Raw genomic sequence first — 12,260 nt, 5'->3', positions numbered from 1 at the left:
CGCCCCGGTGCGGATTCGATTCCGGTTCGACAGCATGGGCAGCGGATTGGTAGGAAAGGCCGTATGAACGAGACGATCATGATGTTCGGCGCCGGCAACATGGGCGGCGCGATCCTTGACGGGTGGCTGGCGGGCGGCGTCGATCCGGCCTGCGTGACCGTTGTCGACCCGGTACGTGAAACCGTGCCCGAAGGCGTAACGCTTTTGCGCGAACCGCCGATTGGCGAGCCTGCGCCCGATGTGGTGTTGCTGGGCTTCAAGCCGCAGCAGCTTGCCGCGTCCGCCGAAGCGGTGCGCCCGTTCGTGGGCGAGGACACGCTGCTGCTGTCGATCCTTGCCGGCCCGGACCTTGCCCGCCTGCGCGAACTGTTTCCCGCCGCCGGCGGCATCGTGCGCGTGATGCCCAATCTTGCCGCCGCGCTTGGCAAGTCCCCCGTTGCGCTGGTGGGCGATGCAGGCCCGGCGGCCTGTGCGCTTGCCGACCGGCTGATGGCCCCGCTGGGAACGGCGGAATGGCTTTCCGGCGAAGGCGAGATGGACCTTGTTACCGCGCTGGCGGGGTCCGGCCCGGCGTTCGTCTATCGCTTTATCGATGCGCTGGCCGAAGGCGCGGCGTCGCTGGGTCTGCCGCGCGAACAGGCGGACCGGCTGGCGCTGGCGATGGTGGAGGGGGCATCGGCGCTTGCCGCCCGTTCACCCCATTCTCCGGGAGAACTTGCCCGCCGCGTGGCCAGCCCCGGCGGGGTGACGCAAGTGGGCATCGACGTGCTGGATGCGGACCGGCGCCTTGCCCGCCTGCTGGAAGACACCCTGCGCGACGCGCGCGACCGCAGCGCCGAAATGACCCGCGAGGCGCGCGAACGCGGCTGATTCGCGCGGTCGCAATTCACGCCGGAACCGGCTTCGGATACACTTTGACACATATCGCAAAGTCCGGTTTTCCTTGAAAACGGGCCGACAAGACGCGATATTTGTCGCAACGGTCCAGTTCGGGCCGGTAACGGAGTTTTGAACTGACATGGCAAACTGGAACGATCCACAGCCCACGCGCCGCGACAGCCGCACGGGCTTCGGCGCGTATTCCGGCCTCGGCGGTGCCGCAGCGGGCCAGGCGGCAACTGTCGATCCCGGCCTGCGCAGCTACATGCTGTCCATCTACAACTACATGGCCTCTGGCGTCCTGCTTACGGGCGTGGTCGCCATGCTTTTCGCGCAAAGCGGCATGGCCGCGCAGGTCTTCGTCAACGGCGGGGCGCTGTCGTGGCTGATAATCCTTTCGCCGCTGGCGTTCGTGATGGTGATGAGCTTCGGCCTCAACAGGCTGTCCACCACGGCATTGCAGGCCACCTACTGGGCCTATTGCGCGGTGATGGGCCTTTCGATGTCGACGATTTTCCTTGTCTATACAGGTACGTCCATCGCGGCGACGTTCTTCGCCACCGCGGGCGCCTTCGCGGGGCTCAGCCTCTATGGCTACACCACGAAGCGTGACCTGTCGGGCATGGGCACGTTCCTGATCATGGGCCTGGTGGGCATCATCATCGCCTCGATCATCAACATGTTCCTGCATTCCAGCGGCCTGGCATGGGGCATCAGCTTCCTTGGCGTGCTGATCTTCGCGGGGCTGACCGTGTATGACACGCAGAAGCTGCGCGAGATGTATTACCACGTCGCCGGCAGCGATTTCATGGGCAAGATGGTCGTGATGGGCGCGCTCAGCCTCTATCTCGACTTCATCAACCTGTTCATGTTCCTGCTGCGCTTCATGGGCGATCGCCGCTAAAGCCGCTCTGCGACGCCCGTTGGCACAGGCCGCCAAGGGCGTTCGTCGCAGGAATGATTCGGATCGTCGTGCCCGGCGGGTGTTCTGTCCCGCCGGGCATTTTATTTACCTTTATGACCGGTTAAGTTGGTTCCTCCAGATTGGAGAAAGGTAGTTCCGCGTTGATGTTGGCGGTTCTGAACCTTCGGGGGATAAAAATGTCTGACTTCGCCCGCCGCAACGCGGCTGTTCCAAAGATCGCGACACTGGCCGCCACTGGTCTGGCCATGGCGCTCGCCTCGTGCGCCACGCCGCCGCCGCCACCGCCACCGCCGCCGCCAAAGGTTGCCACGGTCGTGCGGATTCCGCCGCGTCCCATGCCGCCTGACGGTGCTTCGGCCACACTCAGCGTGCCGCCCACCGGCGCGGACGGGCTGCGGGTCAGCGTGAACCGCAATATCTCGCCCGCGCAAAAGCTGTGGAACCTGCGTTCGGCCTATAACGTGGGTGCGCTGAACTGCACGGCGGCGAAGTTCGCGCCCATCCTCGCGAACTACAAGGACTTCCTGAAGGACAACAACAGGGTCCTGTCGAAAACCAATCGCGAGCTCGATTCCGAGTTTCGCAAGCAATATCGCGGCAGCTATATCCGCGCCCGCGAAAAATACATGACCGAAGTCTATAATCACTATGCGTTGCCGCCTACGCTGGGCGATTTCTGCGAAGCGGTCCTGGCGATGAGCAACGATGCGCGCGCGGTGAAGCCGGGCGATCTTGAATCGTTTGCGCAGCGGGCGCTGCCCAATGTTGAGGTCGTGTTCGACAATTTCTATCGCCGTTACGACCAGTGGCGCATCGATGCGGCCGAATGGGACGCGAAATATGCGCCGACCGCGCAAGCCGTCTCGCTTCCAGCGGGCAAGGCGACCACGGCTTCGGCGGGCCATGCACAGCCCGGCGGTTAAGGCCGACGACGCGGCCGCGACATGCGCACGCATTTTTCGGTTGAAACCGGACACGGCGCTGCGTAAAGGCGGCGCTCCCGTCGGCATGCGCCGCGGGGCGATACTGGGAACGGGGCCGTAGCTCAGCTGGGAGAGCGCGTCGTTCGCAATGACGAGGTCAGGGGTTCGATCCCCCTCGGCTCCACCAGATCACCATAAGGCCGCCGGCACAACCGGCGGCCTTATTGCTATTTGCCTTGTTGGTTGGCCGTGGCGTGCCTAACTGGCAGTATTCCGTTTCACTTGCCGAACCGCCAGCGGGACCATCGGAACAAAAGATGCATTTCCTAGACCAGGCCAAGATCTATGTGCGCTCGGGCGCGGGCGGCCCCGGCGCGGTCAGCTTCCGGCGCGAGAAATACATTGAATACGGCGGGCCGGACGGCGGAGACGGCGGCAAGGGCGGCGATATCGTTTTCGAAGCGGTCGCCGGGCTCAATACCCTGATCGATTTCCGCTATACCCAGCACTTCAAGGCGCAGCGCGGCATCGGCGGCGCGGGCAAGAACCGCACCGGCGCCGGCGGCCGGGACATGGTCGTAAAGGTGCCCGTGGGTACCCAGATCCTGGACGACGACCGCGAGACCGTGCTGGCCGACCTGACGGAAGCGGGCCAGCAGGTCACATTGCTGCGTGGCGGTGACGGCGGGCGCGGCAACGCCAGCTACAAGTCCAGCACAAACCGCGCGCCGCGCCAGTCCGGCCCCGGCTGGCCGGGCGAGGAGATGTGGGTGTGGCTGCGGCTGAAGCTGCTTGCCGATGTCGGCCTTGTGGGCCTGCCCAACGCGGGCAAGTCCACCTTCATCAACCAGATCACCAATACCAAGGCAAAGGTCGGCGCCTATGCCTTCACCACCACGCGCCCGCAGCTTGGCGTGGTGCGCCACCGCAACCGCGAATTCGTGCTGGCCGATATCCCCGGCCTGATCGAAGGCGCGGCGGACGGGGCGGGGATCGGCGACCGGTTCCTGGGGCATATCGAACGTTGCCGCGTGCTGGTCCACCTGATCGACATTACCGGCACCGACCCGGTAGAGGCGCTGGACATCGTCGAGACGGAGCTTGAAGCCTATGGCGCCGGGCTGGACGAAAAGCCCCGTCTGGTCGCGCTGAACAAGATCGATCTTGTCGATGCCGAACTGGTAGAGGCGTTTTCGCAGGAACTGACAGATGCGGGCGTCGATGCGGTGTTCCCGATTTCGGGCGCCACGGGAAAAGGGCTCGACGCGCTGCTGGACGCCGCGCTCCAGTACCTGCCGGCCGCTACCGTGACCGAACGGCCGGACGGTGAAGTGGAAGAAGCGCAAGACGAAAAGCCGTGGTCGCCGCTCTGACGCATTTCCAAGCCGCGACAATTCGCCTAAGCGCGGCGTTCCATGAAGATTTCCGCCCTCAATGACCTGACCGATCCGGTCGCCTGTCCGCTACTTGTGCTCAAGGTCGGTTCGGCCCTGCTGGTGGGGACCGACGGGGAACCGCGCGGGCAATGGCTTTCCGCCCTTGTTGCGGAGATTGCCGCCGCGCGCGCCCGCGGCCAGCAGGTTATCGTCGTGTCGTCTGGCGCGATTGCGCTTGGCGCGCGGCGGCTGGGCATGGAAAAGGGCGGGCGCGGGCGGCTGGCCGATGCGCAGGCGGCGGCATCGGTCGGGCAGATCGCGCTGGCCGGGCTCTGGGCCGAACTGTTCGCGGGGCACGGGCTGATCGCCGCGCAGATCCTGTTGACGCTGGACGATCTGGAGGATCGGCGCCGCTATCTGAACGCGACGGCAACGCTGGGCCGGCTGCTTGCGGCAGGCGCGGTGCCGGTGATCAACGAGAACGATTCGGTCGCCACCAACGAAATCCGCTTTGGCGATAATGACCGGCTTGCCGCGCGCGTCGCGCAGGCGGCGGGGGCGAACGGGGTTCTGCTGCTGTCCGATATCGATGGCCTGTATGACCGCGACCCGCGCGAGGCGGGGGCGGCACGCGTGCCGCTGGTGCGCGGGATCACGGCCGAAATCCTGGCGATGGCGACGCCCGGTTCCTCGTCCGGCCTGGGATCGGGCGGCATGACCTCCAAGTTGCAGGCGGCAGAGATCGCGGGGCTTGCGGGCATCGCGCTGGGCATCGTCGATGGCCGTCCCGAAGCGCCGATCGGCCGCGCGCTGGGTGAAGGCAGCGGCACATTGTTCCTGCCGCGCGGACGCAAGCAGGCGCGCAAGGCGTGGCTTGGCGGCCGGATGCGCATGAAGGGCGCGGTGCATATCGATGCGGGCGCGGCAAAGGCGCTGGCCGGCGGATCAAGCCTGCTTTCCGCCGGGGTGGTGGAAGTTACCGGCCAGTTCCGGCGCGGAGACGTGATTTCGGTGATCGGCCCGAAGGGCGAAACGCTGGCGCGCGGGCTTGCCGAATACGATTCCGGCGATTGCGCGAAGCTGGTGGGCCACAGCACGCACCGGCACGCGGCGATCCTGGGCTATACGCCGCGCAGCGCGATCATCCACCGTGACCAGATGGTGCTGCTCTGATGCCATCCGAATTGCTGGCCGTTACCGGGGCGACGGGCTTCGTCGGGCAGGCGCTGCTCGATATCGCTGCGCGGCGCGGGTATGACGTGCGCGCGCTCACCCGCCGCCCGCAAGAGCCGCGCGGCGGCGTGGAATGGGTGGAGGGCGACCTTGGCGATTCGCGCGCGCTGGCAAAGCTGGCGCGCGGCGCCAGCGCGGTGGTTCACATCGCGGGCGTGGTCAACGCGCCCGACCCGGCGGGGTTCGAAGCGGGCAACGTCACCGGCACGCTCAACGTCGTGGAGGCCGCGCGAAAGGCCGGCGTGCCGCGCTTCGTCCACGTTTCATCGCTCTCCGCGCGCGAGCCGCAGCTTTCGGCCTATGGCGCATCGAAGCTGCGCGGGGAAAAGCTGGTCAGCGCAAGCGGGCTGGACTGGACCGTGGTGCGCCCGCCCGCGGTCTATGGCCCGCGCGATACCGAGATGTTCGAACTGTTCAAGCTGGCGAAGCGCGGGATCGTGCCGCTGCCGCCGCAAGGGCACCTGTCCGTCATCCACGTGAACGACCTGGCCCGCCTGCTGCTGGCGCTGGTCCCTTCAGGAGAGGACGTGACGCGGCAGACCTTCGAACCGGACGACGGGCGCGACGGCGGCTGGACGCATACCGATCTGGCCCGCGCGATCGGCCGCGCGGTGGGCAAGCGTGTTGCCGCGCTGCCGCTGAAACCCGGCGTGCTGCGCCTTGGCGCGCGGATCGATGCGATGGTGCGCGGCAAGGGCGCCAAGCTGACGCAGGACCGCGTGGGCTATATGTGCCATCCCGACTGGCGCGCGGGCGAAGGCGCCCGCCCGCCAGCCGCGGTGTGGGCGCCCGAAGTGGAAACGACCATCGGCCTGCACGCCACCGCCGCCTGGTATCGCGAGGAAGGCTGGCTCTGACCGCGCTCAGGCCGCCGCCTTGCTGGCGTGCGCGTCGCGGTGGGGCGGGACATAGCTGATCACCGTATCGCCCGGTTCGGGCTCGGGCTGGCTGGCGTGGGTGAAGAACTTGATCGTCCCCGCGCTGCGCAGCACCATCAGCAATTCGCTTTCCTCGGGCAGCTCTTCGCGCATTTCGGCAAGGCCATAGACATCGGTGATCGGTGTCTTGCGGAAGGTCCACCCCGCGCGCACGTGGCGCGATATCTGCTCCACGCCAAGGCCAGAGGCGAACAGCGCGCGCCCGCGCAGGTCGGCGGGCAGGGCCAGGCTGCCGCCATTGCCCGCATCGCCCAGCTGATACACGTTGTCGCGCCCGAATTCCGGCGCGAACTCGTTGCAGATCAGCGTGTTGTAGGCTTCGTTTTCGGTAACGGCGGCCAGCGCCTGATAGTGCGACATATCGATATGTTCGTCGGTCGCTTCGGCCAGGATCTCTCCATGATAGGTGGGGATGCCCGCCTGCCGCGCGCGGGCGAGGCGTTGCCAGCTGGTGTCGGCGATCAGCACCGGCACCTCCAGTTCGTTCAGTTGTTCGGCAAGGCCGAAGGAAAACGATGTGCCGCCCGCAAGGATCAGCCCGGACTTTTTCGGCCCCGTCAGCTTCAACACGCGCGCCAGCGGCCCGATGGTGAAGCCGTGCACCACGATCGTTGCCGCGACGACCGAGAACGACAGCGCGATAAGGACCGTGCCGCCCGAATAGCCGATCTGGTCCAGCCGCAATGCGAACAGGCCGGAAATGGCGACGAGCACGATGCCGCGCGGCGCGATCCACGCGATCAGCGCACGTTCGCGCCACGGCACGCGGCTGAACGCCAGGCTGGCCATCACCGCGATCGGGCGCACCAGGAACAGCACGCCGGCGAGGAAAGCGATAAAGCGCCATTCGAACTGGCGCACCAGTTCAAGGTCAAGCGACGCGGAAAGCAGCACGAACACGCCCGAAACAAGGATAACCGTCACGTTTTCCTTGAACGCGCGAAGTTCCCGCAGCGAATCGATCTGCATGTTGGCCATTGCCACGCCCATCACCGTTACGGCGACAAGCCCGGCTTCCTGCTGGATCAGGTTCGACGCGACGAAAACGCCGATCACCATCACCAGCAGCACGGGCGATTTCAGGTATTCGGGGATATGGCCGCGCGGCAGTGCCCAGCTCATCAACCGGGCTGCGGCATAGCCGATGCCGCCCGCCACCAGCGACGCGACCAGCAGCGAGACGGCGACGCTGGCCAGCGTGCCCCCTTCCAGCGAGCGGCGCAGGTATTCGTAAGTCAGCACCGCGCAAAGCGCGCCCACCGGATCGTTGACGATGCCTTCCCACTTCAGGATCGTGCGAGGGCGGCTTTCGATATTGCTCTGCCGCAGCAGCGGGATCACCACGGTCGGCCCGGTGACGACAAGGATGCCGCCAAACAGCACCGCAACCGGCCAGGCGAGCCCGGCAAGATAGTGCCCGGCGGCCGCGCCGAGCACCCAGCCCACCGGCACGCCGATCAGTGTCAGGCGGATCACCGCGCCTTCGGTCTTGCGCAATTCGCGCAGCCGCAGCGAAAGGCCGCCTTCGAACAGGATCACCGCAACCGCCAGCGATATGGCCGGCTCAAGCAGCGCGCCGAACGTGTGTTCGGGGTCTATCAGGCCCAGCACCGGCCCGGCCAGAACGCCCGCCAGCAGCATCAGCGCGATGGCCGGCCAGCCGGTTTTCCACGCGACCCATTGCGCGCCGATCCCCAGCACGCCGATCAGCGCGAAGACGATTGCCTGGTATTCCATATCCGGTGCTGCTCCCGCTCCCCCTGGGGTGGCAACGCACCATAAGGCATTTTCGATCCGGTGCCACGGGGCGCCGCCGGATCAAGGCAATCAATACGTCCTGCCTCTAGTGTGGTGGATTTGAAATTCGCCACATTGATCGGCAAGGTAGGGAGCGAATTTCAAATCCGTAAACCACACTAGAATCATATAGTTGCTAGTGACCCTTTTGAATCTGAAGTTCACTCTGCGCTTGCCGAATAGTGAAACGAACTTCAGATTCGGGTCACTAGAACGCCGGTTCGAATCCCGGGGGCAGGTCGTCGCCGCCATTGCCGTCTATCGGCTGGTGGATGCCGCATTCGGTCTTGTCCCAGCCCTTCCACCGGCCCGAGCGCGGATCTTCGCCGGGGGCGACCTTGCTGGTGCAGGGCGAACAGCCGATGGACAGGTATCCCTGTTCCACCAGCGGATGCGGCGGCAGGTCGTGCGCGGCGATATAGGCGTCAAGGTCTGCCTTGGACCAGTCCGCCAGCGGGTTGATCTTCAGCCGCCCCTGCGCGTCCGATCGGTCGATCTCGAAGCGCGGCAGGCCTTCGCGGGTTTTCGACTGGAACCCCTTGCGCCCGGTGATTGAGGCGTCGAAGTCTGCCAGTGCGCGCGCCAGCGGTTGGACCTTGCGGATTTCACAACACCCGTCCGGATCCCATGACCAGCGCAGCCCGGTATCGTCGCGCGCCGCGATCCGCGCGGCATCGGGGGCGATCACGCGAAGCCCGGCAAGGCCCAGCCTGGCGACCAGTTCGTCACGATAGGCCAGCGTTTCGGGAAAATGCTTCTGCGTATCCAGGAACAGCACCGGCGTTGCCGGATCGGCCGCCGCGACAAGGTGCAGCAAAACCGCGCTTTCCGCACCGAAGCTGCTGACCACGCCCACCGTTCCGGCCAGGCCTTCGGACAGGACGCCGCGCAGAAGCTCGGCCGTGCCCGCGCCTTCGAAGCGCGCGTTCAGGCGGTGCGCATCCTGCTCTGTAAAACGCGGTCCGGTGTCCAGCCGGTCGGCCGTGCGCGCCGCCGGAGCATTAGTCATGGCGCAAGGCCCAGATCGGCGGACGCGTATCGGCGGCGCGCTGATAGACCTGCGGCCAGGTCGCAAGCGCCTTGTCCGCCGCTTCGCGCGATATCGCCACGTCGGGCGAAAAGGCATCGAAACCGCAGCGGCGCATGTGCGAAAGCTGGTCGATCAGCACGTCGCCCACGGCGCGCAGTTCGCCCTCGTATCCGCTTTCGCGCAGGATGCGCGCGGCGGAATAGCCGCGCCCGTCGCCGAAGCCGGGAAAATCGACCTCTACCAGCGCGATACGGTTAAGGTAGGGCAAAATGTCGCGCGCGTCGTCGCCCGGTTCGATCCGCACGGCGGTTGCGTTCGACTGTTCGGCAAAGGCATCGACCGTCACCGCCGGATCGTTGACCGGCTCGTCATCGCGATAGCGCAACAGGTCACCCATAAATTGCCTCCTTGAACGGATCGATGCCGATGCGGCGGTACGTGTCGAGGAAGCGTTCCCCATCCGCGCGTTGGGCCAGATAGACGTCGGTCGCTTTCTCGACCGCGTCGACCACGCCGTCCTCGTCGAAGCCGGGCCCGGTGATCTTGCCCAGCGAAGCGTCGGCCGCCTCGCTGCCGCCCAGCAGCAACTGGTAGTTTTCCACGCCCTTCCGGTCGACACCAAGGATGCCGATATGGCCCGCGTGGTGGTGCCCGCAGGCATTGATGCAGCCGCTGATCTTCAGCTTCAGTTCGCCAAGTTCGTGGCTGCGGCCCCGGTCTGCGAAGCGGCGCGCGATCTTCTGCGCGACGGGAATCGAGCGGGCATTGGCAAGCGCGCAATAATCGAGGCCGGGGCAGGCGATGATGTCCTCGATCGTGTCGAGATTGGCAGAACCCAGCCCCGCGCCGTCCAGCACCTGCCACAGCGCATGAAGGTCTGCCTTGCGCACGTGCGGCAGCACGATGTTCTGCGCATGCGTAACGCGCAGTTCGTCGAAAGAGTAACGCTCGGCAAGGTCGGCCATCAGCCGCATCTGGTCGGCAGAGGCGTCGCCGGGAATGCCGCCGACGGGTTTCAGGCTGATTGTCACGCAGGCATAGCCGGGCTGCCGGTGCGCAAGCGTGTTGGTATCCAGCCACAGCGCGAAATCGGGATCGCTGCGGTCGATCTCGTCCGGAAGGCCGGTTTCGAACGCGGGCGGGACAAAGAACGCGGCGATGCGTTCCAGTTCCGCAGCCGGCGGCTCGATATCCAGCGTGGAAAGGTGCGCGAACTCTTCCTCTACCTGGCGGCGGTATTCGTCCGCGCCCATTTCGTGCACCAGGATCTTGATGCGCGCCTTGAACTTGTTGTCGCGCCGGCCATAGCGGTTGTAGACGCGCAGGCAGGCTTCGGTGAATGTCACCATGCGGTCGATCGGCACGAACGCGGCGATTTCGGGGGCGATCATCGGCGTGCGGCCCATGCCGCCGCCCACGAAGAACCGCGCGCCAAGCTCTCCCGCGTCGTTGCGGACAAGCTGGATGCCGATGTCGTGCAGGCGCATCGCCGCGCGGTCCGTATCGCTGGCGATTACCGCGATCTTGAACTTGCGCGGCAGGTAATCGAACTCCGGATGGAAGCTCGACCACTGGCGCAGAAGCTCGGCATAAGGGCGCGGGTCCACCACTTCGTCGGCCGCCGCGCCCGCGAACTGGTCGGACGTGGTGTTGCGGATGCAGTTCCCGCTCGTCTGGATCGCGTGCATCTCTACCTTGGCAAGGTCCGCCAGGATATCGGGCGCGTCTTCCAGCTTGATCCAGTTGTACTGGATGTTCTGGCGCGTGGTGAAGTGGCCGTAACCGCGATCGTACTTTTCGGCGATGTCGGCCAGCGCCCGCACCTTGCGCGAATTGAGCGTGCCATAGGGAACGGCCACCCGCAGCATATAGGCGTGCAGTTGCAGGTATAGCCCGTTCTTCAGCCGCAGCGGCTTGAACTGGTCCTCGGTAATGTCGCCGGCAAGGCGGCGTGCCACCTGGCCGCGGAATTCATCAACGCGGGCATCGACCATGGCCTGGTCGTATTGGTCGTACTGGTACATCAGATCACCCAGTTGCCGATGGACGGATCGGCGGGTTTGAGGGTCAGGTCGGGGCGCACCGTGGGGCCGAGAGAGCGGATCCGGTCCTTGATGTGCGCGGGGCGAATGCGCGTGCCGTCGCGCTCGGCCTCTATCGCATAGGCATCGGTCACGCGCTGTGCGCCGGTTTCGCGCGCGATGATCGCTTCGTAATGTTCGGCAACGTCGATCGCGTCCTCGATGTGGATCGACCAGTCGTAACCGGTCCACCACACCACCGCGCCGGTGCGCAGGTTGTTGCCCGTAATGATCTTCACAGTGCCGTCTCCGCAATTCGTTCAAGTTCGGCGGTATCGTTGCGCGCGGCGACCTCGCCGATCACGATCAGCGCCGGGCTTTTCACCTTATCGGCGGCAACAAGCGCGCCAAGACCCGCCAGTTGCCCGCGCAGCACCCGCATCTGCGGGCGCGCGGCGTTTTCGATCACCGCGATGGGCATGGCGGGGGAAAGACCGTCGCCGATCAACTTTTCGGCAATCGCCTCGCTCGTCGCGACGCCCATGTAGATGACAAGCGTCCGGCCAACGCCCGCAAGGCCCGCCCAGTTCTGGTCGGACAGCCCCTTGCACTGGCCCGCGACAAAGCTGACCACGCTGGCCGCATCGCGGTGGGTAAGCGGAATCTGCGCCGCCGCCGCCGCGCCCATCGCGGCGCTGATGCCGGGAACGACCTCAACCGGGACGCCCGCGGCGCGGCAGGCTTCGGCTTCCTCGCCGCCACGCCCGAACACGAAGGGATCGCCGCCCTTCAGGCGCACGACGTCGCGCCCGGCAAGCGCCTCGCGCACCAGCAGCGCATTGATCGCCTCTTGCCGCATCGTGTGGCGGCTGCGCGCCTTGGCGACGGAGACGAAGCGCGCGGAGGGCGGCGCCATGTCCAGAACGGAGGGATCGACCAGCCCATCGTGCACGACAAGCGACGCGGCCGAAAGCAGGCGCGCGGCGCGAACGGTCATCAGGTCGGGATCGCCGGGACCGGCGCCGACAAGGAACACGGTTCCGGGCGTGTTGGACGGCTTGCTCATTCCGCCGAAATGGCGGCACCGGCATCGGCATGCCAGCGAGAATGGTTTGGGGCGCGGGTAGGAGAGCTTTAG

At 66.0% G+C, this 12,260-nt stretch carries 12 protein-coding genes and 1 tRNA gene; 7 read left to right on the top strand and 6 right to left on the bottom strand.

All coding sequences use genetic code 11. From position 1 onward, the window contains the following. Positions 1-63: 63 nt before the first annotated feature. The 7 genes from RXV95_RS12855 (at position 64) to RXV95_RS12825 (ending at position 6,193) form a co-directional block, all read left to right on the top strand. The gene (locus tag RXV95_RS12855) at positions 64-870 is read left to right on the top strand and encodes a pyrroline-5-carboxylate reductase (protein ID WP_338466433.1); all 807 of its coding nucleotides are present in this window, start codon (positions 64-66) and stop codon (positions 868-870) included. Between the two features lie 148 nt (positions 871-1,018). Then, positions 1,019-1,783: a Bax inhibitor-1/YccA family protein gene (locus RXV95_RS12850; protein WP_338466432.1), complete on the top strand. Its 765-nt coding sequence runs from the start codon at positions 1,019-1,021 to the stop codon at positions 1,781-1,783. 197 nt (positions 1,784-1,980) lie between these two features. After that, positions 1,981-2,727: a hypothetical protein gene (locus RXV95_RS12845; protein WP_338466431.1), complete on the top strand. Its 747-nt coding sequence runs from the start codon at positions 1,981-1,983 to the stop codon at positions 2,725-2,727. Between the two features lie 111 nt (positions 2,728-2,838). Beyond that, positions 2,839-2,914, top strand: a tRNA-Ala gene (locus tag RXV95_RS12840). Between the two features lie 130 nt (positions 2,915-3,044). Further along, positions 3,045-4,100: a GTPase ObgE gene (gene obgE, locus RXV95_RS12835; protein WP_338466430.1), complete on the top strand. Its 1,056-nt coding sequence runs from the start codon at positions 3,045-3,047 to the stop codon at positions 4,098-4,100. 42 nt (positions 4,101-4,142) lie between these two features. Next, on the top strand, positions 4,143-5,276 hold the full coding sequence (gene proB, locus RXV95_RS12830; RefSeq protein ID WP_338466429.1) for a glutamate 5-kinase: 1,134 nt from the start codon (positions 4,143-4,145) through the stop codon (positions 5,274-5,276). Further along, positions 5,276-6,193 carry an NAD-dependent epimerase/dehydratase family protein gene (locus RXV95_RS12825; RefSeq protein ID WP_338466428.1) on the top strand — a complete coding sequence of 306 codons (918 nt, stop codon included), beginning with the start codon at positions 5,276-5,278 and terminating at the stop codon, positions 6,191-6,193. Before proB ends, RXV95_RS12825 begins: the two co-directional genes overlap by 1 nt. A 6-nt stretch (positions 6,194-6,199) precedes the next feature. Here the strand turns inward: RXV95_RS12825 and RXV95_RS12820 are convergent, their stop codons facing one another. The 6 genes from RXV95_RS12820 to cobA form a co-directional block, all read right to left on the bottom strand. Beyond that, positions 6,200-8,011 (bottom strand): sodium:proton antiporter, encoded by a 1,812-nt coding sequence (locus RXV95_RS12820; protein WP_338466427.1) that lies wholly within the window; start codon positions 8,009-8,011, stop codon positions 6,200-6,202. 268 nt (positions 8,012-8,279) lie between these two features. Continuing rightward, a complete protein-coding gene (locus tag RXV95_RS12815; protein ID WP_338466426.1) occupies positions 8,280-9,080 on the bottom strand; it encodes a phosphoadenylyl-sulfate reductase in 801 nt (266 codons plus the stop codon). Beyond that, a complete protein-coding gene (locus RXV95_RS12810; RefSeq protein WP_338466425.1) occupies positions 9,073-9,498 on the bottom strand; it encodes a DUF934 domain-containing protein in 426 nt (141 codons plus the stop codon). Before RXV95_RS12810 ends, RXV95_RS12815 begins: the two co-directional genes overlap by 8 nt. Then, on the bottom strand, positions 9,491-11,125 hold the full coding sequence (locus tag RXV95_RS12805; RefSeq protein ID WP_338466424.1) for a nitrite/sulfite reductase: 1,635 nt from the start codon (positions 11,123-11,125) through the stop codon (positions 9,491-9,493). Before RXV95_RS12805 ends, RXV95_RS12810 begins: the two co-directional genes overlap by 8 nt. Next, positions 11,125-11,421: a DUF2849 domain-containing protein gene (locus RXV95_RS12800; RefSeq protein ID WP_338466423.1), complete on the bottom strand. Its 297-nt coding sequence runs from the start codon at positions 11,419-11,421 to the stop codon at positions 11,125-11,127. Before RXV95_RS12800 ends, RXV95_RS12805 begins: the two co-directional genes overlap by 1 nt. Further along, a complete protein-coding gene (gene cobA, locus RXV95_RS12795) occupies positions 11,418-12,188 on the bottom strand; it encodes a uroporphyrinogen-III C-methyltransferase (protein WP_338466422.1) in 771 nt (256 codons plus the stop codon). Before cobA ends, RXV95_RS12800 begins: the two co-directional genes overlap by 4 nt. Positions 12,189-12,260 lie beyond the last annotated feature (72 nt).

The sequence above is a fragment of the Novosphingobium sp. ZN18A2 genome, from assembly GCF_036784765.1.
Lineage (GTDB): Bacteria > Pseudomonadota > Alphaproteobacteria > Sphingomonadales > Sphingomonadaceae > Novosphingobium.
This window is presented reverse-complemented; position numbering and strand designations above follow the sequence as displayed.